This is a genomic window from Methylotenera sp. (assembly GCF_030653755.1).
In the GTDB taxonomy this organism is placed as follows: domain Bacteria; phylum Pseudomonadota; class Gammaproteobacteria; order Burkholderiales; family Methylophilaceae; genus Methylotenera.
The window spans coordinates 52,872-73,699 of record NZ_JAURYU010000044.1; the positions used below are offsets into that span (position 1 = coordinate 52,872).

General features: G+C 42.7%; 18 protein-coding genes. 8 read left to right on the plus strand and 10 right to left on the minus strand.

The features are described 5' to 3' along the window. The first annotated feature begins 67 nt into the window (after positions 1–67). From accC to Q7U33_RS07885, 4 genes are all read left to right on the plus strand, one after another. Positions 68–1,417 (plus strand): acetyl-CoA carboxylase biotin carboxylase subunit, encoded by a 1,350-nt coding sequence (gene accC, locus Q7U33_RS07870; protein ID WP_304859535.1) that lies wholly within the window; start codon positions 68–70, stop codon positions 1,415–1,417. A gap of 110 nt (positions 1,418–1,527) precedes the next feature. Next, positions 1,528–2,424: a 50S ribosomal protein L11 methyltransferase gene (gene prmA / locus Q7U33_RS07875; protein WP_304859466.1), complete on the plus strand. Its 897-nt coding sequence runs from the start codon at positions 1,528–1,530 to the stop codon at positions 2,422–2,424. Beyond that, positions 2,412–3,509 carry a DUF3426 domain-containing protein gene (locus Q7U33_RS07880; protein ID WP_304859468.1) on the plus strand — a complete coding sequence of 366 codons (1,098 nt, stop codon included), beginning with the start codon at positions 2,412–2,414 and terminating at the stop codon, positions 3,507–3,509. The genes prmA and Q7U33_RS07880 overlap by 13 nt, the downstream gene beginning before the upstream one ends. 162 nt (positions 3,510–3,671) lie before the next feature. After that, the gene (locus tag Q7U33_RS07885; protein WP_304859470.1) at positions 3,672–6,365 is read left to right on the plus strand and encodes a PAS domain S-box protein; all 2,694 of its coding nucleotides are present in this window, start codon (positions 3,672–3,674) and stop codon (positions 6,363–6,365) included. On the opposite strand, the gene Q7U33_RS07890 is transcribed toward Q7U33_RS07885, so the two are convergent. The 7 genes from Q7U33_RS07890 to Q7U33_RS07920 form a co-directional block, all read right to left on the minus strand. Next, positions 6,334–7,236 (minus strand): hydrogen peroxide-inducible genes activator, encoded by a 903-nt coding sequence (locus Q7U33_RS07890; protein ID WP_304859473.1) that lies wholly within the window; start codon positions 7,234–7,236, stop codon positions 6,334–6,336. The genes Q7U33_RS07885 and Q7U33_RS07890 overlap by 32 nt on opposite strands. A gap of 409 nt (positions 7,237–7,645) precedes the next feature. Next, positions 7,646–8,287, minus strand: coding sequence for a DedA family protein (locus tag Q7U33_RS07895; RefSeq protein WP_304859475.1), 642 nt, complete (start codon positions 8,285–8,287; stop codon positions 7,646–7,648). Between the two features lie 242 nt (positions 8,288–8,529). Next, positions 8,530–10,041: an NADP-dependent phosphogluconate dehydrogenase gene (gene gndA / locus Q7U33_RS07900; RefSeq protein ID WP_304859477.1), complete on the minus strand. Its 1,512-nt coding sequence runs from the start codon at positions 10,039–10,041 to the stop codon at positions 8,530–8,532. Positions 10,042–10,339: 298 nt separating this feature from the next. Next, a complete protein-coding gene (locus tag Q7U33_RS07905; RefSeq protein WP_304859479.1) occupies positions 10,340–10,558 on the minus strand; it encodes a hypothetical protein in 219 nt (72 codons plus the stop codon). A gap of 191 nt (positions 10,559–10,749) precedes the next feature. After that, positions 10,750–13,554, minus strand: coding sequence for an EAL domain-containing protein (locus Q7U33_RS07910; RefSeq protein ID WP_304859482.1), 2,805 nt, complete (start codon positions 13,552–13,554; stop codon positions 10,750–10,752). A gap of 159 nt (positions 13,555–13,713) precedes the next feature. Next, positions 13,714–14,076 (minus strand): hypothetical protein, encoded by a 363-nt coding sequence (locus tag Q7U33_RS07915; protein WP_304859484.1) that lies wholly within the window; start codon positions 14,074–14,076, stop codon positions 13,714–13,716. Between the two features lie 66 nt (positions 14,077–14,142). Further along, entirely contained in the window at positions 14,143–15,120 is a 978-nt protein-coding gene (locus tag Q7U33_RS07920; RefSeq protein WP_304859487.1) for an L-threonylcarbamoyladenylate synthase, read from the minus strand. A 129-nt stretch (positions 15,121–15,249) separates the two neighbouring features. Here Q7U33_RS07920 and Q7U33_RS07925 point away from each other — a divergent pair, with 129 nt between their 5' ends. After that, positions 15,250–15,576 (plus strand): cupin domain-containing protein, encoded by a 327-nt coding sequence (locus Q7U33_RS07925; protein WP_019896604.1) that lies wholly within the window; start codon positions 15,250–15,252, stop codon positions 15,574–15,576. A gap of 9 nt (positions 15,577–15,585) precedes the next feature. Here Q7U33_RS07925 and alkB read toward each other — a convergent pair whose 3' ends face one another. Then, positions 15,586–16,221 carry a DNA oxidative demethylase AlkB gene (alkB, locus tag Q7U33_RS07930; RefSeq protein ID WP_304859491.1) on the minus strand — a complete coding sequence of 212 codons (636 nt, stop codon included), beginning with the start codon at positions 16,219–16,221 and terminating at the stop codon, positions 15,586–15,588. 92 nt (positions 16,222–16,313) lie between these two features. On the opposite strand from alkB, the gene Q7U33_RS07935 reads away from it, so the two are divergent. Continuing rightward, positions 16,314–16,922: a DNA-3-methyladenine glycosylase gene (locus Q7U33_RS07935; protein WP_304859493.1), complete on the plus strand. Its 609-nt coding sequence runs from the start codon at positions 16,314–16,316 to the stop codon at positions 16,920–16,922. Between the two features lie 6 nt (positions 16,923–16,928). Here the strand turns inward: Q7U33_RS07935 and Q7U33_RS07940 are convergent, their stop codons facing one another. Continuing rightward, the gene (locus Q7U33_RS07940) at positions 16,929–17,873 is read right to left on the minus strand and encodes a hypothetical protein (protein ID WP_304859495.1); all 945 of its coding nucleotides are present in this window, start codon (positions 17,871–17,873) and stop codon (positions 16,929–16,931) included. 317 nt (positions 17,874–18,190) lie between these two features. Here Q7U33_RS07940 and Q7U33_RS07945 point away from each other — a divergent pair, with 317 nt between their 5' ends. Next, positions 18,191–19,411, plus strand: a complete 1,221-nt coding sequence (locus tag Q7U33_RS07945) for an MFS transporter (protein WP_304859498.1) — start codon at positions 18,191–18,193, stop codon at positions 19,409–19,411. 16 nt (positions 19,412–19,427) lie between these two features. Then, complete coding sequence (locus tag Q7U33_RS07950) at positions 19,428–19,787, plus strand: DUF4186 domain-containing protein (protein WP_304859500.1); 360 nt, start codon at positions 19,428–19,430, stop codon at positions 19,785–19,787. A 12-nt stretch (positions 19,788–19,799) separates the two neighbouring features. Here the strand turns inward: Q7U33_RS07950 and Q7U33_RS07955 are convergent, their stop codons facing one another. Next, positions 19,800–20,726, minus strand: a complete 927-nt coding sequence (locus Q7U33_RS07955; protein WP_304859503.1) for an SdiA-regulated domain-containing protein — start codon at positions 20,724–20,726, stop codon at positions 19,800–19,802. Positions 20,727–20,828 lie beyond the last annotated feature (102 nt).

The window sequence follows — 20,828 nt, forward strand, 5'->3', positions numbered from 1 at the left end:
ACTTCTTAGTATCAATAAGAAAGTATCAACACTAAGACCTAAATACTAGGATCTCACTTTCATGGCAATGTTTGACAAAATTTTAATCGCCAATCGCGGCGAAATCGCGTTACGCGTACAGCGCGCATGTCGCGAACTAGGTATCAGAACGGTTGCTGTTCACTCAGAAGCTGACCGTGAAGCTAAATACGTAAAGTTGGCAGATGAGTCAGTTTGTATCGGCCCTGCTCCTTCCAGCCAAAGTTACTTAAATGTGCCTGCGGTCATCAGTGCTGCTGAAGTCACAGATGCACAGGCAATTCACCCTGGTTATGGTTTCTTATCAGAAAACGCTGACTTCGCAGAACGTGTAGAACAAAGCGGCTTTGTGTTTATTGGCCCACGCGCTGAGACTATCCGCTTAATGGGCGACAAAGTATCTGCTAAAGATGCGATGCGAAAAGCTGGTGTTCCTTGCGTACCTGGCTCAGAAGGTGCGTTACCAGATGACCCTAGCGAAATCATTAAAATCGCTAAACAAATTGGTTACCCAGTGATTATTAAAGCGGCTGGCGGTGGTGGTGGTCGTGGTATGCGTGTAGTACATACCGAAGCTGCGTTACTGACATCAGTCAACATGACCAAAGCTGAAGCGCAAGCAGCATTCAGTAACCCAATGGTTTACATGGAAAAATACCTAGAAAAACCTCGTCATATTGAGATTCAGGTACTAGCTGACCAACATGGTAATGCAGTGTTCTTGGGTGAGCGCGATTGCTCTATGCAACGTCGCCATCAAAAAATCCTCGAAGAAGCGCCAGCCCCATTACTCAATGCTCGCTTACGTGACAAAATTGGTGAACGTTGTGCTGAAGCTTGCCGTAAAATCAAATATCGCGGTGCAGGTACTTTTGAGTTCTTATATGAAAACAATGAGTTCTATTTCATTGAAATGAACACGCGCCTACAAGTAGAACATACGGTGACAGAAATGATCACTGGTATTGATTTAGTGCAACAACAGATTTTTGTAGCCGCAGGTGAAAAGCTGAAGTTCCGCCAAAAAGACATTCAACTAAAAGGACATGCTATTGAATGTCGCCTAAATGCAGAAGATCCTTATAACTTTGTACCTTCTCCAGGCAAAATCACTAAATTCCATATGCCTGGTGGCCCTGGTGTACGTATCGATACGCACGCGTATGCTGGCTATACAGTGCCACCACATTACGACTCAATGATCGGTAAGTTAATTACTTACGGTGATACCCGCGAACAAGCCATTGCTCGTATGCGTATTGCATTGTCTGAAATGATGATTGATGGCATTAGCACCAACATTGCATTACATGCTGATTTAATGGCAGATGCAGCTTTTCATTTAGGTGGTACAAGTATTCACTACCTAGAGCAAAAGCTTGGTATTTATAACAAATAATTATCATTTTAAAGTAGCAATATTCAATACGCGTTACCGTAAGTTTTGTACGGTTAACGCGTATTTGCATTAATATCGTTTAAATAAGTGAAGTAATAGATAGGTTGAGTATGGCTTGGGTATCATTAAAAATTGAAGCACAGGATAATAATGCTGATTTAATTAGCGATACACTCATGGAGCTTGGCGCACTTTCAGCCATTATTGAAGATGCCAATGCTGAGACCATCGATGAACAGCCGATTTTTGGTGAGCCAGGCGACCCTCCTCCAGGCATTTGGCAGCAAAATCTGGTAAGTGCTTTGTTTGACGAAGGTGTTGATGTCACGGCAGTGATTAAAGAGTTAGAACAACTCGCGAAACTTAGCAAACTTAACTACACCACCGAAACGATTCAAGAACAAGATTGGGTGCGCGCTACCCAATCACAATTCGAGCCGATCAAAATTACAGAAAACCTATGGATTGTACCTACATGGCATGTATCGCCAAATCCAGAGGCGATCAATATCGTATTAGACCCTGGTCTTGCCTTTGGTACTGGTAGCCACCCAACCACGCACTTATGCTTGGGCTGGCTGACACAAACTGTGAATGCAGGAAACTCCGTGCTCGATTACGGTTGTGGATCAGGCATTTTAGCGATTGCGGCTAAAAAACTAGGTGCTGACGAAGTTGTGGGTACTGACATCGACACGCAAGCTATTCAATCTAGCCTATACAACGCCGAGCAGAATCAAGTAGAAGCTAAGTTCTATGATGCGACCCAATATCAGTCTAAAGAGTTTGATATTGTAGTGGCCAACATTTTATCCAGTGCACTGAGCGTTCTGGCGCCAGCATTAGCAAAGTCATGCAAGGCTGGGGGGAAGATTGCACTTTCTGGTATTTTACGTGAACAAGAATCCGCTGTTTCTGCCATTTACTCTGAATGGTTTGATATGGGCACACCACAGCATATGGATGCTTGGGTATTGCTCACAGGCACGAAAAAATGCGCGACATAACCCATTGCCCTAATTGTCAAACTCAATTCTTTGTTAGTGAAGCACAGCTCAATCAGCATGGTGGGCTAGTACGTTGCGGCCAATGTCTGCATGTATTTAATGCTAAAGATCAATTTATCGCTCAAGCACACGCTGATCACCCAATACAGGAAAGCAGCACAGTCACTGAAGATACGAGCACTACATCAGCAGCATCCATTACCGAACAATCTGACACACCGCATTCATCCTCTTGGCCTATCCTCGACCATAGCGCCATCGCAGAGGTGGCGTTATCAAATGATATTCAAAGCCAAAACCATACACCAGAGAAGGTGCAACAATCCTTCTCTAACACGCAAAATCAAACAGTAGACGCTATTGAGCTAACGGCAGCGCAACAAGAAGAAGTCTCCCATGGCTTAGAACGTTCAGAAGCGATACAAGCAGATTTGAATCAGCCTAGTACTGATGCTGACACGATTACTGACAAGTCAGACAGTCTGGCTCATCTAGAAGATCAGCCAGTCAATGACGTAACAAATCTGAGCTTCATCCCTGGAAATCAATCTCACTACTTTAATGATCTTGCAAAACACGCAAAGCTTGACGGAAAAAAGATTGCCAATACGCGTCTTCGCTGGCTATGGATTTTGGGTGTGTTTCTTCTGCTATTGATTGCTGCGGGCCAGAGCGTCTACTTTTTACGTAATACGATTGCCATTTATTATCCAAATTTAAAACCGCATTTGCTAGCCGCTTGCCAACAGCTACATTGCAGTATTGAGCTTCCTAAGCAAATAGAATGGATTATCATTGATGACTCTGATATGCAGGAAGATTTAGAACATACAGGCGTCATGCATCTTAGCAGCAGCCTTTTTAACAAGGCTAGCTTTGTACAGGCTTACCCAAACGTAGAGCTCACACTAACAGACACCAATGACAGTGCTGTGTTAAGACGTATATTTAAACCAGCAGAGTATTTACCACCAAAGACAGATATCGCTGCAGGATTCAGCGCTGGTAGAGAAATTAAGATTAAACTTGCCATTACCACGCAAGATGTGAGCGTTGCTGGTTACCGGCTTTACGTTACTTATTAGCCTGCAAGCCTGCACATTAAATATCTGTGTTATAGATGTAGACTTGTCAAAATAGACATTCTGTTTATGTTGCTACACCGCCAGCACTTTTGATTTTAATCAAAAGATTTTGTAGTCTTAGGTATAGGATATGAATACAAAGTATTGAAAGCTAGGACTCACTTGAAACATACTTTAATCCCAATATTGCTCAGTAAGAAGAAATGGCACTTATGGCTGATATCTGTCATATTAGCCATTGCACTTACTTTACCTACTGTAGCAACGATGCAATTTCTGCTAGAAGGTAAAATAACCACAAACTATCTTATTACTGGGTTTGTAAGTGCTGTGTTAGCCGCTTCTATTGTGAGTGGGCTTTTGATCTATCTATTAAAAACCCTTCATCAACTCCATCAGCACAATGAACATCTAAATGCAATTATCGATGTATGTCCGGTGCCAATTGTCGTTTTTAAAGATACAGGCCAACTAATCAGGCTTAATCCACAATTCACTAAATCATTTGGTTATACGCATGAAGATATAACGACAATCAGCGATTGGTGGCTGAAGGCATACCCTGAGGAGCACTATAGAGCTTCAGCCATAGAGTCATGGAACAGCCACTTAAACGATTGTGCAATTAATCAGAGTTCGTTTGTGCCTTTAGATCTAAAAATTCACTGTAAAAATCAAGCAGTGAAATCAATCATCGCCACCACTACCCCACTAGACAAGGGAGTTTCAGGCGCTCAACTACTCGTGCTATTTGATGTTTCTGAGAAAGCTATTCTATTTGATGCGCTCACAGAATCTCGCAATATCTTGCAATCTATTATTGAAACGATTCCTATGCGAATCTTTTGGAAGGATAAAAACTCAAGATATATCGGCTGCAATAGCAATTTTGCAAGGGATGCCGGCTTCAATAATGTTAACGAAATTATCGGAAAATACGATGATGATTTAGCTTGGCAAGTACGCGCAGACTACTATCGTGCAATTGATCTTGAGGTGATGCAACTTGGAGTACCGAAAGCCTCTTATGAAGAGCTTGAGAAAACTGCAGATGGCCATGAAATGATTCTTAAATCCTCTAAAATTCCGCTACGTCAAAATTCTGGAGAAGTAATCGGCGTATTGGGGATTTACGAAGATATTACCCAAATAAAGAAATCTGAAGCTGAACAGATCATCAATCGTGAACGCTTAAACTTTGCATTAAAAGGTGCCAACGATGGCTTATGGGATTGGAATCTAGACACTAACGAGGTGTATTACTCCCCCCGTTGGAAGTCAATGCTTGGCTATCGTGATGACGAATTAGGTAACACCCTCGACACATGGTCCTCACTAGTCGACCCTAAAGACAGTGCAGCTACATTAGCGCATGCGCAGTCTTATATCAATGGTGATCGTGCGAGCTTTGAAACAGAGTTTCGCATGAAGCATAAGGATGGACATTGGGTTGATATACTTTCTCGCGCAAAGTTAGCCCTCGATGTAAATGGAGTAGCACTTAAACCACAAAGACTCATTGGCACTCATGTCGATATCAGTCATTTAAAAAATGTCGAGTCAGAATTACGCAAAAAAGAAGGCTATCAACGTGCATTGTTAGATAACTTTCCTTTCATGGTCTGGCTTAAAGACTTGGAAAGTCGCTTTTTATCAGTTAATAAAGTACACGCCAATAACTTTGGTGAAAATAACCCTGAGAGCTTGGTTGGCAAGACAGACTTTGACTACTCGCCAATAGAGATTGCTGAAAACTATCGTAAGGATGACTTATCCGTATTACAGACAAGGCAACCAAAATCCGTTGAAGAAACTTATGTTGATACCAAAGGGAACCAACACTGGATTGAAACTTTTAAAGCACCAGTGACTGATCAGGATGGTAACTTATTGGGAACTGTTGGCTTCGCACGGGATATTTCAGACCGAAAGAAAATTGAAACCGAGCTTCAAATTGCCGCGACCGCTTTCGAATCACAAGAAGGCATGATAGTAACGGATGCTTACTCGAATATATTAAAAATTAATCATTCTTTCACTAGAATTACAGGCTTTACGGCAGACGAAGCTGTCGGTAAAAAAATGAACTTGTTAAGATCTGGTGTACACGATGCAGCTTTCTATAAAGAAATGTGGAATAGCATCCAAAGCCAAGGCTCTTGGCAAGGCGAAATCTGGAACAAACGTAAATGCGGTGAGATCTATCCAGAGTGGCTGACAATTACTGCAGTGAGAAATAGGGACAATATTGTCACGCATTATGTTGGTACGATGATTGATATTACTGCGAGAAAGTCGATTGAAGAACGAGTCCACCATCTTGCACATTACGACCCGCTCACAGACCTGCCAAATCGGACACTACTAACCGACCGCTTGCATCAGGCATTAGCGCAAGTTCGTAGAGAAAAAACGAAACTAGCGCTCATGTTTTTAGACTTAGATAAGTTTAAACCAGTCAATGACCTGCTAGGCCACGACATTGGAGACTTACTACTCAAAGCAGTAGCCGAACGGCTAACTACTCGCATAAAAAGACAAACAGACACCGTTTCTCGCATAGGTGGGGATGAGTTTGTCATCGTACTTTCGCAAATTGAGTCAAACCAAGATGCTGCGCTGGTCGCTAATGAAGTGGTATCTGCTTTGACACAGCCTTTTTTGATTGAGCAACATACCATTCTTATTTCTTGTAGCATTGGGATTGGAATATACCCACTTCATGGCAGTGATGTAGTCTCGCTGATGCGTGTTGCAGACCAAGCAATGTATGAAGCAAAACGCGCAGGCAGAGGGTGCTTCAGATTTTATACAGAAGACACCACTAATCAATCATCTCTAGACAATCTGAAGTAATCGCCTTAATTGCATCTGCCACACACATCACTGCAAGGTCTCTTGCATAACTTTTGCGCCATGCCAGCGCCACCCTACGCACTGGCACAGGCTCTGAAAAGGGGATTACCCTTACCAAAGGGTTTAAATAGCGCTCAGTTGCCGCACTGCATGGCAATACCGTAATGCCTAGGTTTGAAGCCACCATATTTCGAATAGTTTCAAGAGAGTTACCCTGCAACACCTGACCTTTTCGAGACAAATCTGGACACGCCTGCAATACTTGATGACTGTAACAATGGCCACTGTTTAATAATAAGACATTTTCATCAGCAAGCTCATCTGCGCTGACGGACGTTCGACTTACCCATGGATGGTTGACAGGTACCATGACCAAATATTTTTCATCATACAAAGGTAAGGTATTAATGCCTGCCACCTCAAATGGTAAGGCAACCACAGCTGCATCAATCACACCATTCTTGAGCTGCGTCTCTAACTGCACTGTTAGATTCTCTTCTATATCTAGTGGCATGTCTGGCGCACTTTTACGCAGAATTGGAATGATTTCTGGTAGCAAATAGGGACCGACCGAATAAATCAAGCCCAGGCGGAATGACCCACTCAGCTGATTATTACCTTGCTTAGCAATCTCACGGATATAGTTAACCTCCTCTATCGCCTTAATTGCTTGCTCAATGATTTTCTCACCGATAGGGGTTGGATTGATATCGGTTCTACTGCGCTCAAAAATTTGTACGCCTAAATCTTCTTCCAGCTTCTTAATCGCTAAACTCAATGCTGGCTGGCTAACGTAACACTTCTCAGAAGCGCGCCTAAAGTTACGCTCTTTTGCTACAGCAACCACAAAACGCAGTTCACTTAACGTCATTATTATCGTCCAGATGATTGACTATCGATAAGTTTAGCATATCGATAGTATTTTTACTTTCAATTATACAAATCAAAAATCCCGCTATACACTCATCTAAATTGCTACACTAAACTGTTTTCCAATATTCCGAAGTAGCAATCTGAATGGAGACTAAAATGAAAAATTATCTCAGTGAAATGCAAGATATTTTTATTGAGCTATTTGCACAATATGGTTTAAGCCAATAGCATTGACAAGCATCAGTTATGCTGAAGTTGGCGGTATAGTTTAATTAAATCCAGACTTTCGATTAAATGGATTTAAAATCCGACGCAAAGCTGGCTGCCACTTTTACGTCATTTTTGTCGCTTACTCGCTATCTATCAATGGCTATTAACACCTCATATATCAATCATAATAAACAACTTCAAGTACGCGCTTGCATCTTGTGTTTGATAAACACCCAAACCGCAGGAAGACTAGGAATAATAATTAATGACAGCGCGACTAAGGAAAAGTTGGCTTTCACCCATGGGTGATTTCCCACTAAAAAACCGATTCCAGTTAACCCACAGACCCATATCAAACCACCAATAACGTTATAAAACGCAAATTTAGGGTAGGTCATTTTCGCTACACCAGCGACAAATGGCGTGAAGGTTCGGATAAATGGCAGAAAACGCCCCACCACAATCGTGATAGGACCGTGTTTCTGATAAAACGCATGTGTCTTATTAAAAGCATCTTTGTTAAACCATCGTGAACTTTCCCAAGCAAACACTTTATTCCCTGTCCATCGCCCAATTGAATAATTCATCGCATCGCCTGCAATTGCCGCGATTGACAGCAATATCATTAATACAGGCAAACTCATGCCACCAATTGCAGCAATTGTGCCTGCAACGAACAACAAGGAGTCACCAGGTAAAAAAGGCATCGCAACTAGGCCAGTTTCTATAAAAATAATAAGAAACAAAAGCGCGTAAATCCATACACCCCAAGTCGCTGTAACAACGGCTAAATGCTTATCCAAGTGCAGAAATAGATCAATAATATTTTGTAAATCCATACCTAATTTCTAGCCTTATTTTTCTAAGTATCAGCAAAGTAAAATACTTGCCCTCAGCCTTTATCACTTTACTTTTAGTGATTAGAAATAAGCATCACATACTCAACAGGATTAGTGACGCTCATGTACACAATCTGTAAATTAATTACATAAAAGAAAAGGAGCCTATAGCATTATAGCGTTCAGATAATAAAAAACCCGCCATCAGCGGGTTTTTTATTATTTAAAACTAACGACTAATATTACACTTCCAACTGTGGACGACCAGCTTCAGGCCAATCCAAGTGGTAGAACTGACCACGTGGCTGATCTTTACGCTCATAAGTATGTGCGCCGAAGTAGTCACGTTGACCTTGCAATAAGTTTGCTGGCAGATCCGCACTGCGGTAGCCATCGTAGTAAGCCATTGCAGAAGCAAAACCTTGTGCTGGAATACCGTTGGTGACTGCCAAAGCAATCACTTTACGCCAACCTGCTTGACCTTCATTCATCGCATGCGTGAAATATGGGTCTAACATCAAGTTTTTCAAACGTGAGTTCAACGCATAAGCATCAGTGATTTTTTGCAAGAAACGTGCACGAATAATACAACCACCGCGCCAGATTTGAGCAATTTCACCGAAGTTCAATTTCCAGTTGTAAGCCACTTGTGCTTTGTCAATCAATTGGAAGCCTTGTGCGTATGCGCAGATTTTTGAGCAATACAAAGCATTTTTAATCGCTTCGATGATTGCTTTTTTGTCAGACTCAACTTTAATCACTGGGCCTTTAAGAATTTTGCTCGCTTCTACGCGCTCTTCTTTTAAGCTTGATAATGCACGTGCATATACCGCAGCTGCAATCGCGTTCGCTGGCGCGCCTAATTCAAGCGCATTCGCTGCTGTCCATTGGCCTGTACCTTTTTGACCAGCTGTATCCAAGATTTGATCAACCAAGAAACCTTTACCCATTGGGTCTTTTTGTTGCAGAATATCAGCAGTAATTTCAATCAAGAAGCTTGATAATTCACCTTTGTTCCATTCAGCGAATACTTTACCGATTTCATCCGCTTGCATACCAAGTAGATTTTTCATCAACCAGTAAGCTTCACAAATCAATTGCATGTCGATGTATTCAATACCGTTGTGCACCATTTTAACGTAGTGACCAGCGCCGTCAGGACCGATGTATTCAGCACATGAGAAGCCACCTTCTACTGGTTTACCTGGTTTGCCGCCTTCTAAAGGCTCGCCTGTTACTGGGTCTACTTTAGCTGCGATATCACGCCAGATTGGCTCTAAACTCGCCCAAGCTTTACGGGTACCTGATGGCATTAATGATGGGCCGAAACGTGCACCTGTCTCACCGCCTGATACGCCAGAGCCAATGAAATCAATGCCTTTAGCCGCTAATTCTTTTTCGCGACGGATGGTATCTGTCCACAATGCATTACCACCGTCAATGATGATGTCGCCTTGCTCTAGGAATGGTAGTAAAGCGTTAATCGTCACATCTGTTGCGCTACCAGCTTTAACTAACAAAACAATTTTACGTGGGCGTTTGATACTTAAAACAAATGAAGCTAAATCAGCATGACCAACAACGTTAGCATGTGAAGGTTCATTTTTTTTGCATTCTTCGATGAAATTCACCATTTTTTTTGGGTCACGGTTATAAACCGCAATGGTGTAGCCATGATCGGCAATATTCAGAGCCAAGTTTTGGCCCATAACAGCTAGGCCAACTAGGCCAATATCAGCATTTTTCGTAGTCATTTATCTTCTCTTTTGGAGTTGTTTAATGGAAAGGTTTTTTGGTAGGCAAGATTATAGAACTTTTTCTTGAATAAATTACTGAAAATTGACGTAGATCAGAGAATTATTTTTAATTTCTGACAATATCCAGAAAAAGCGCTTAATAGCAGAGGAGAAATCTGTTAAAAGACACAATCTAAACTCATAGTTAGATATATTCTTAAGAAAAACAGCCACGATATTGCCTCTTTTTGAAGACAAACTAAATATGGCAACACTTAGATAACAGAATCTTGCAGCAATGATGAAGTGCCTATTTCTAGTAATCGCTACTTCTGCCTGTTGAATAGCCAGCAGGCACGTCATTTTGCCATGTACCGCAATCAGCACAGCAATGATCATGCATGGTTGGACTCAATACCAGATGCACGCTTTGACAGACTCTACAATGCGGGACATCTTCGTCAGTGAGTTTGTGATGCTGACGATGGTGCTCTGTCGCAACCTTATTGCTACCTAATCCGTATTTATTGTCCATAACTAACTCCACGTTACTTCTGAACTGGATTTCTCAAACAGATTTCAGAAGCTGGAATAATTAAGTTACGCCTTTTTTATAAAATCGGCAAGCATTTAATAAATGAGAATGATTAAGTATTAATTTGCTCGAATTGAATTGGAGCGAACTATCAATCCACTTCAATTATACTAAATTTACACCAACACTTATTAAACTAGGCCTTGAGTCCAACTAGGATCTTGCTGGTAAGCCTCCACCCAATTTAGCACAGCATCAGCGTGCATTGGGCGGGCGATACCGTAACCTTGAACAACAGAACATCCCATCCGTAACAACCAAACACCCTGCTCCGAAGTCTCAACGCCTTCTGCTACAACCTTACGCTTAAAGTCTCTACTTAAGCTGATGACACCAGCAACCACGGCTAAATCATCTACGTCTTGTAACATGTCACGCACGGATGACTGGTCAATTTTAATGGTCTCTACTGGCAAGCGGCGTAAATAGGTCAATGATGAGTAGCCCACACCAAAATCATCAAGTGCAAAACTCACCCCTAATTGCTTACAGCTATTAATAGTATTTGCAACACCCGAGACATCTTCAATTGCAGCAGTTTCTGTAATTTCTAGCTCCAATTTACGAGGTTCTACCTCAGGAAACTCAGCTAACAATAGCATTAATCGTTCTGTAAAGTTAGATTGCACAATATGTTTTGCTGCAATATTCACACTGACCTGAAAATCTAACCCAGCCGTTTGCCAAATCTTAATTTGACCCAAGGCCTCACGGATAACCCACTCACCCAATGGAATAGAAAAATCAGTATCTTCTATGATAGGCAAGAAAGTAGCTGGTGAGCGTAGGCCTAATTCAGGATGCTCCCAACGTATTAAGGCCTCCATACCTACGACCTTGCCTTGGCGCAAATCTACTTTAGGTTGGTAATATAAACGGAATTCATCATTCGGTAATGCAGCCTCAACGCGCTCTCGGTCTTGGCGTAAACCTCTAAACTGACGATCATGATGTGAGTCAAATTGTTGCACACGACTGCCACCATTCAGCTTCGCCTGATACATTGCGTGATCTGCATGTCTTAGCAGGGTATCAGGCTCACAGCCATCATCAGGGAAAATAGTATAGCCAATGCTAGAAGATACCGTCACTGATTTGTCGCCAATGGTATATGGTGTTTTAATCACACTAAGTAAACGCTCTAGCGTTTGCGTACACTCATCAATGTTTTGCAATCCACACAAGAGTACCGCAAACTCGTCGCCACCTAATCGCGCAACCGTATCACTGTCACGCAAACATGCGCTCATGCGGACAGCCAACTGAACTAGCAAATAATCTCCAGCCTCATGCCCCAAGGTGTCATTCACCGGTTTAAATCCATCAAGATCCAAGCAGCAAACGGCTAGTAACTCGCCTGAACGTTCGGCCCTTGCAAGTGCTTGCTGCAAACGATCGGATAGTAGCGCACGATTAGGCAATTGGGTCAGCGGATCATGGTAGGCCATGCGCTCTAGATTTTGTTGCTGTTCTTTAGCTTGTGTAATATCAGAAAATAAGCCCACAAAGTTCTTGATATGATGAGCTTCATCTCGCACACAGAATATATCAAGCCATGCAGCATAAACATCGCCATCCATTCGGCGATTCCAAGTCTCACCACGCCACTCACTGTTACTTTCTGCCTGCAACCAGAGCAGATCAAGCAGACTCTCATCGTAAGTAACAAAACCCAATGTTTGGGGCAAGCGGCCTAATGCATCTTCTCTTGAATATCCAGTAATTTGGGTAAACGCATAATTAACTTCTACGATATTTGCATGAGCATCAGTAATAAAAATACCATCATGCGCATGATCGAATACGCTAGCAGATAAGCGCATGCGCTCAGAGTTTTGCTGTAAGGTATCAATAGACTCGCGTAACTTTTGACGCATTTCTAGCACACTAGCCATTAAGGTATCAGGCTTTGCATCAAGACCGTCTTGCGCTAAATCACCAGCAGCAATTCGCTTGACCACATCAATCGCTAATGCTGGATCACCCCCTATCGGGTTCAGAATTAAGCGTCTTAATTGCCACAGGATAATGACAATCAGCAATGTTCCAAGCAATATGCCTGCAAACACGACAAACCAAGCATTGGCCAAACTAACTGCACGCGCTTCACTTAAGGGGTAGGCGACAACCACTTTAAAGCCCCATTTAGGCACGCTTGCAGTCACAAACTCCCAGCTCTCGGGTCTAGTCTCAAGTAACTTAGAAACTTTATCATCTTTTACATGCGATGAAAGAAAGCGAATATTGTCTGTTTCATCCAAAACTACCGCAAACCCAGTGGTAAGCTGACGCATATTTTCTACTGTGTCGCGCAGTATCTTAATATCTACTTTATAACCAATATAGTAAGCACCAATCACCTGCCCATTTTCATCGAACACAGGGTCATATCTCGTAATATAGGGCTGACCAAGGATATCCACAACACCATGATATTCTTTACCAGCAATTAAGGCTTGAATCACCTTGCCCTTAGGGTTGAGCACCGTTCCAACAGCACGAGCTCCATCATCTTGCTTAACATTGGTAGCAATACGAACAAAACTATCACGGGATCTTACAAACATGGTGGCTGTGCCACCAAACAAATCACTCACACCATCTACCAAGGCGAAATAACCAGTAATCTCTGTTTCACCCATTTTAAGGTTAGGTAACGCTGTTGCGCCAAGCTGGATTAAGCCATCAATCTGCACCTTGCCTAATTCATGACTGCGCTGTTTTAGTAAGCGCATGGCAGAGTTGGCCTGTTCACTGACTAACTCTTCTGTAACTCCCAACAACCGAACCAAGGTTTGTACTTGCTCGTTTGCGCCCGCATGAATATTATCCAGCTGCTGCGAAGCTTGCTGCCCTGTCAGGACAAAAGGTGCGACCGCCAACAGAACCAGCACGGGCAAGAGGAAGCGCCAAATTGTGGAAATCTTTTTTTGCATAAGGGAACAATAAGGCTAAAGTGAAATTATCCTATCACAATTTAATAAGGGTTCAGGCCAAGAGCAAACCGAATTAACAACAAATTACAATTAACATTGCTAATTAAAGTATCAAAATGCATCATCTCTATCGGATGATTAATTATTTTTAAAATCAGTCTATTTCTTCAGCTGTGGTTTGCAGTTAAGGTAAGCTATTTTTTCACCGTCATTCAATGTAGTAGCATCCCCATTAATTACCAGCGCTATCACGCCACTTGCATAACGGCGATCATCATCACTTGATTTTGGTAAATTCACTTCATGGTCAGGATAAATTAACCAAGCGTCGTTACCATTATTCAACATACGCACATAAAAGCGCTTATTGCCGTCACAGACATATTCCGTCGCGTCTTTAGGATACTGCGACATTTCACTACTATCATCACGAAAGGGATTGGGCAATCCAATAGAACTGCAAGCTGGAATTGCTGCCACTAATAATGAGGCTAAAACAAACTGTTGTAATTTAATTATCATATTTCTAACCTAAATTGTGCGGAAAGTCACTTAAACAAAGTTAAGCAATCAGTAATATACAACAAATCACCGGTATCCCGCGCGACTTAATCTATCCAACACCGCGAGCCATTCAGGTAGTACAGGAGGCAACTCCACCAATAAGTGGTCAACTTTCATCGCATCTAGGTCATGTAGACTGCAATACAACAGCTCTGCAGCCTTATCTGGCGAATTTGGCAAGGTGATAATTTGGCAATTTAACTCAACATTATCACAATCGCCAATCAGCATGACTGCAAAAGATAAGCCCATTGCTTGTAAAGCTTTGCTTTCTTGAATCAATGACAGCCTGTCTTTAAATAACATTAGGGGGGTGTGCGGTGAGTAATGCAAAGCATGCTGACCAGGCACTTTAGGTACTATTTGGTTTGCATCTGCACTGGCTGAAGATGGCGCTTGATGATGATTGGCCACTACTTTAGCAATATCCTCCTCACTAATCATACCTGGGCGTAGCAATTGCCATTGCCCATTGGCTGATACGCTGACGATGGTTGACTCTATCCCCACATTACAAGGGCCGCCATCTAACACTGGTATTGATTCGCCCAAGCCTGCTTCAACATGTGCTGCGGTTGTAGGACTGAGCTGAGTGAATAAATTAGCAGAAGGTGCAGCCACACTTAAATTACCTTGCTTAAGCAATGCCATGGCAACTGGATGATTAGGCACTCGCAGTGCGACGGTAGATTCATCCCCACGCACGACGCGCGATACATGAGGCTGCGCAGGTAACACCAGCGTTAATGGGCCAGGCCAAAAGGCTTCTGCCAGCTTGATGGCAACTTCAGGAAAAGTCGCTGCCCAATCACTCACTTGATTCATATCACCGATATGCACAATCAAAGGATGGTCTGCTGGACGTTGTTTAATCGCGAATATTTTTTTAAGCGCACTATCATTGGTCGCATCTGCGGCTAGGCCATAGACTGTTTCGGTAGGAATGGCAACGACACCACCGTTTTTGAGCTCGGCAATTGCCTGTTCTAAACTAACACGCATAATATTTAATGATGACTAAGCAATGACTAAAAGCAGTATTTTACTACTTAACGCGCATCAACACTAAAATTAGAACATTTCAGCTTTATTGCTTCATGGGATAAAATACATTTTTTAAAAGGAATACTCATGACTCAAATCACTGTTGAAAAAAACCCAAGTCAGCAACGTTTAGATGCGCTAAATGTAAGTAAATGGCCGACATGGGAAAAGGAAGTTTCTGTTTTTCCATGGACATTTCCTGAGCAAGAAATTGCCTACATTTTAGAGGGTGAATGTGTGATTACGCCAACTGGCGGCACACCAGTGACTTTTGGCAAGGGTGATTTAGTGACTTTTCCAGCAGGCATGACTGCAAGCTGGGAAGTAAAAAAACCACTACATAAACATTACCAGTTAGATGGCTCTAAGCTTTGCCAGATCTACCGTCGTATTAAGCTTGCGTTAAAACTGTAAGGTTTTTCATTACCCAGCTTTACGAAAAGTAAGATTGATTCGAACTGTACCTAAAGCTGGGTGCATATTTGCCTTCAGTGGCAGTATGCCGTGATAGCGCAAACGCCCCTCCCCGCCCCACACCACCACATCTCCATGATAAAGCGGAACATTCAAGGCTTTATCCGTACGTTTAAAACCACCAAACTGAAATATGGCTGGCACGCCGAGTGAAACCGAAACAATAGGTTGCGTGAAATCACGTTCGTTTTTGTCTTGATGCAAACCCATACGTGCACCAGTTTGATAACGATTAATTAAACAAGCGTCTGGCTTAAAGTCTGCGTATCCAGCCGCTAAAGCAGCCGCACGTGACAATACTAAAAAACCATCTGGTATTGGTGGCCAAGGCTTATCTGTAAGTGGGTCTAAGTTGGCGTAGCGATAGCCTTGGCGATCCGTCACCCAACCTAATTCACCACAATTACTCATGGCGACAGACATCGTAAAACCACTAGGGATAACCATATGACGAAACTGTACCTGTGTGATGATACTTTCTAAATCTGCGAGTAGCGTTGCTTCATCTTTAAGTGCAAATCCCCTCAACAAGCTCACACCACTAAGTAGTGTTTCGATAGGTGTTATGTTGCTAAATAAATCCAAACTAAATCACTCCATCCATATGTGACAGGTTTGTTTAATCAGAATACTGGCAATATTGAACAATATTAAATTCAGATGCTTATAATCACAGCATGAACGCTCCTTACCAACAAGCTGAAGACTTTTTGCGCGCAATAGACGATGACTGGTCACAATTGATTGACCACGTTGGTGAGTGCAAGTTTACAACAAAAAGTGAACGTGACCCTTATGAGGCATTAGTCCGCGCAGTGGCATATCAACAGCTCAGCACTAAGGCTGGTGACGCTATTCTAAAAAAGCTGATTAATCATTATGAGCAGTTCCCAGAGCCTCCACAGTTGTTAGCCGCAACATTTGACGAACTACGTGCTGTGGGCTTTTCTGGTAGAAAGATAGAAACACTCCAAGGTATCGCCAATGCCGCGGTATCGGGATTAGTACCACCTCAAGCAGTTGCTGACAGCATGAGTAATGAGTCGTTAATTCAACAAATCACCACCATTAAAGGGATTGGTCAATGGACGGTAGAAATGATGCTGATGTTTACGTTGGCGCGTATGGATATTCTACCTGCTGATGATTTTGGCATTGTAGAGGGCTACAAAAGGCTGAAAAAGCTTGAGACTGCACCTAAACGCAAACAAATGGCTGAAATTGGCCAGGCTTGGAGCCCTTACCGAACAGTCGCCAGCTGGTATTTGTGGCGTGTACCTAAATAAGCAGCACTAATGACTTACCCAGGCGATGGCGATGCCCTGCTCCCGTGCAATTTCTTCAAACAAAGGAATGGCATCTTGCAAATGCTTTAAATATGTAAAAGCCGTTTCTTGGTGAAAACCCAGCACTAACACCTGCTTGTTATGTGCAATGAGTATTTTAAATATCGCTACTAGTTGTTGCGTATCAGTGTAATCAGCCAAGCTGCCATTGTTGGGATACTCCATCACGGAGGCTGTTAACTGATACGGCTCATCCAATACCGAAGCGTCTGGATGCAAGGCTTTAACCATTTGCACCAAACCGCTATTCTCCGCCCACTTAGTCGTCAACAAGCTGGCATCAGTGCGTGAGCTATCGAACACAAATTGATTAGCTTCCAGCGCACTCGCTAATTTAGACCCTAATTGCCAGCCACCAGCCCGAAAATATCGTGGACGAGCAAAACCCTGCTCAACTAACAAATTGGCGCTACAGGCTATTAACTTTGTTAAATCCTGTGCTGAATACGCATATTCTAAACTCACTGCATATCCACAATCGCCTGCCTCACAAACTTCACTTTGAGCTGTAAATGTCGGAGAGTTTTGATAGGGCACATCACACGTCTCAAGTAGCGATTTCCAGCCATGCAGATGCAATCCCATGCTATCTGATGGCAAAAAAGTAGAACGTATCTTCTCAGCCTCCAATATGACATTGGTTTGAGGTCGTAACAAATAGACTGGATTTAACAACTGCATCATCGGAATATGTGGATATTGCTTGCGAAAAGTCTGCATCACCTCGATATTTTCGTCATCGAGTGACCATCCTTCCCAATCTACGGTAACGAAGATTTTGATTGTGGGCTTGGTGTCAGTTTCAGCGTAGCTATTTAAATTAGCGAAGAAGCATACAGAGGCCACTAGGCAAAGACTCAGCAGTTTGAAGTAAGGATAAAAATGAGTCATTAAACGCATCAATGGTTATCACTTTTTGCTGAAAAATACGAAGTTGAATAGCAGTGCACCATCACGATGGATGCACTCGACGGGTGGTTAGTGCGCCTAATCTATATCGGTAGAATCACACTAGGTCAATGATGACTCATCGGCAAAATCAGATAAATCTCAAGTTCAGATAAATCTTCAGCTTGCTTACTACCTTATTCACTGCACTAACTCGTGCATTCTATCCGTTTACCTTTCATTATTAAATGTTTTTATACATGCATAAGTGCCAATACTAGCGTTAAGGCAATATGACGTTTGCATTTATAATGCTGCCTATGGATTTATTTAAATATCATCAATTTGCATTCGCTAAACTGCTAGCATTTCGTATTCAAATCGTACTGGCTTACCAAATAATAGCAGTGGTCGTCGGTTGGCATATTTATCAGATTACACACAACCCATTGTCTTTAGGGTTAATCGGTCTAGCTGAAGTGATTCCTTACTTCGCCTCTGTATTATTTGCAGGTCATGCGGTGGATCATTATTACTCGCGGCGCGCATTTGCAGGGCTAGCGGCGGGACTGCTGACCATTAATGCAATGACACTCACTGCAGTAGCGTTAGGTTGGCTAGACGGAAATATCACTTTCTGGATTTACGGCTCAATTGCTTTTACAGGGGTAGCGCGTGCTTTTATTGCGCCAAGCTACAATACTTTATTTGCCATCATCCTACCCCGTGAACAATATGCACGCGCTGCTGGTATCGGCACTTCTACGTTTCAGGTCGGCTTAGTATTAGGCCCTGCGATTGGTGGCATGTTAGTAGGGTTTGGCAGTAAATCGCTTGCTTATGGGGTTGCCACACTATTATGCTTAGGTGCCGCATTATCAATCGCACTACTTAAGCTAGAAGAACCTAAGAAGGCGGAAAGCATCCCTGTTTTCACCAGCATTGCGCAAGGCTTACGTTTTGTATTTAGCAACCAAATCATACTGGGTGCATTGTCGCTAGACATGTTTGCCGTATTATTTGGCGGTGCGGTTGCTATGCTTCCCGCATTTATTCATGACGTTTATCAGATGGGGCCAGAGAGCTTGGGTATTCTCCGTGCCGCGCCAGCCTTAGGTGCAATCATTACTGGACTGTGGCTCACTAGGCATCCAATCAACCTCAACACTGGGCGCTGGTTATTAGGTACCGTTGCAGGGTTTGGACTCTGCATCATTGGTTTTGGCCTTAGCACTAGTTTTTGGATGGCTGCCGTTATGTTATTGCTTTCTGGCCTGTTTGATGGCGTTTCCGTTATCACACGACAAACCATTATGCAGCTTGCCACACCTGACGCCATGCGCGGACGTGTTTCAGCCATCAATGGCATTTTTATTGGTTCGTCAAATGAATTAGGCGCTTTTGAATCAGGGGTAACCGCACGCCTGATGGGGCTAGTTCCTTCTGTGATTTTTGGCGGCCTCATGACATTAGGTGTTGTAGGAGCGACGGCTAAGTTTGCACCTAAACTTCGTACATTACACTTGCACCAATTACATTGAGTTAAATAAAGCAAAGATGAAAGATCTAGATAAGCTATTTGCTGCACTGGCTCAATCTACTTTCAGAAGCGGCTTTCAATTACGTGACAAAGATTTAGTCTATTTACAACAAAAAGGCTTATCTACCGTGCTTGATCATGCTGAAGACTTTATAGGCAAGCGCTTAGCGCCAGCGATCATTAGTAATGACGGTAAACAAACACCGATGCGCGGCCATCCTGTGTTTGTTGCACAACACGCCACAGCTTGCTGTTGTCGAGGCTGCCTACAGAAGTGGCACCAGATACCGCAGGGCCGCGAGCTTACGTTGGCCGAGCAAGCCTATATTGTGGTTGTGCTAGAAAAGTGGCTGCGTATTAGGCTTGAAAATGATTAAGGCTTGCGATGCTTAAGGCTTGCGATGCTTAAACACATAAAACAGATTTGGCTCGCTCATAATGTAAATAGCACCATCAGGGCCAATGGCAATGCCCTCGGCTTGCGGCACATGGTGACTTAATCCGTGAAATCCTTTCCATAACGCTAGAGCACCTATCGCTCGGCCATTTTCATCATATTCTTTAATCAGCCTTGACTCGTCACTCAATAACACTAGGCTGCCTGTTTCATCGTGATACGTCACTGAAGACAAGTCTCTTAATGACCATTTAATGGCTGAGTCGTAAATATCTAAGCGCTTAATTTCTAGCGGCTCTCCTGCTTTAGCCTCGAAAAATCCTTTAATGGATAAAATATATTTAGGGTCGCGCTCTTTCACGACCAACAGGCGGTTATTTTTACCATCCCAAGACACACCTTCAAAATTCTTATTTTTGGTAAGGTTAAATCCCAACTTGAGTTTAGGTGAGTCTGTGACATCAACAGTTGTTGCATCATCAGCCAATACAACAAGCACTAAGCGGTTATCACTTTCGTCGGCAATGATATATCGATTATCGACAATATGGGTAATGCCCTCCATATCAGCGACACCTTTAACCTCCACTTTTCGGAGCACCTGGCCTGTTAAGCTTAACTGTACAATTTGCGACTCTTTGTTTAATACAGTAAAAAGCGTATTACTGTGTGTGTTGTAGGTAAAGCCTGAGGCATTTGCTATCTCTGGAATAGCAAGCCCATCAATTTCTACCTGATAATTCTTTAGGTCTAAGGTGTTAGTAGGTTGCTTAGAGGCTGATGGACTATTATGCCAAACATACCAGCCTAAGGCTTCTAGCCTAAAGTAGTAAATGTTAGCTAATATCAGAATAAAAAGTGCGAATAGCCAATGGCGTTTGTTTTTCTGCGACATGTGTAGATAATGATTAATCGGCATTGCGCCAACTTATCACATATAAATTTAAGAAGAACTAAACAGACTAAAGCTTAGGATAATAGTTCAGCAATGAATTCGACATTAAGTGCTCTGTTCTTTTAA

What these genes read in the sequence shown, in the direction of transcription:
- accC (WP_304859535.1), top strand. Translation starts at nt 68, where the DNA reads ATGTTTGACAAAATTTTAATCGCCAATCGCGGCGAAATCGCGTTACGC.
- prmA (WP_304859466.1), top strand. Translation starts at nt 1,528, where the DNA reads ATGGCTTGGGTATCATTAAAAATTGAAGCACAGGATAATAATGCTGAT.
- Q7U33_RS07880 (WP_304859468.1), top strand. Translation starts at nt 2,412, where the DNA reads ATGCGCGACATAACCCATTGCCCTAATTGTCAAACTCAATTCTTTGTT.
- Q7U33_RS07890 (WP_304859473.1), bottom strand. Translation starts at nt 7,236, where the DNA reads ATGACGTTAAGTGAACTGCGTTTTGTGGTTGCTGTAGCAAAAGAGCGT.
- Q7U33_RS07895 (WP_304859475.1), bottom strand. Translation starts at nt 8,287, where the DNA reads ATGGATTTACAAAATATTATTGATCTATTTCTGCACTTGGATAAGCAT.
- gndA (WP_304859477.1), bottom strand. Translation starts at nt 10,041, where the DNA reads ATGACTACGAAAAATGCTGATATTGGCCTAGTTGGCCTAGCTGTTATG.
- Q7U33_RS07905 (WP_304859479.1), bottom strand. Translation starts at nt 10,558, where the DNA reads ATGGACAATAAATACGGATTAGGTAGCAATAAGGTTGCGACAGAGCAC.
- Q7U33_RS07910 (WP_304859482.1), bottom strand. Translation starts at nt 13,554, where the DNA reads ATGCAAAAAAAGATTTCCACAATTTGGCGCTTCCTCTTGCCCGTGCTG.
- Q7U33_RS07915 (WP_304859484.1), bottom strand. Translation starts at nt 14,076, where the DNA reads ATGATAATTAAATTACAACAGTTTGTTTTAGCCTCATTATTAGTGGCA.
- Q7U33_RS07920 (WP_304859487.1), bottom strand. Translation starts at nt 15,120, where the DNA reads ATGCGTGTTAGTTTAGAACAGGCAATTGCCGAGCTCAAAAACGGTGGT.
- Q7U33_RS07925 (WP_019896604.1), top strand. Translation starts at nt 15,250, where the DNA reads ATGACTCAAATCACTGTTGAAAAAAACCCAAGTCAGCAACGTTTAGAT.
- Q7U33_RS07935 (WP_304859493.1), top strand. Translation starts at nt 16,314, where the DNA reads ATGAACGCTCCTTACCAACAAGCTGAAGACTTTTTGCGCGCAATAGAC.
- Q7U33_RS07940 (WP_304859495.1), bottom strand. Translation starts at nt 17,873, where the DNA reads ATGACTCATTTTTATCCTTACTTCAAACTGCTGAGTCTTTGCCTAGTG.
- Q7U33_RS07945 (WP_304859498.1), top strand. Translation starts at nt 18,191, where the DNA reads ATGGATTTATTTAAATATCATCAATTTGCATTCGCTAAACTGCTAGCA.
- Q7U33_RS07950 (WP_304859500.1), top strand. Translation starts at nt 19,428, where the DNA reads ATGAAAGATCTAGATAAGCTATTTGCTGCACTGGCTCAATCTACTTTC.
- Q7U33_RS07955 (WP_304859503.1), bottom strand. Translation starts at nt 20,726, where the DNA reads ATGCCGATTAATCATTATCTACACATGTCGCAGAAAAACAAACGCCAT.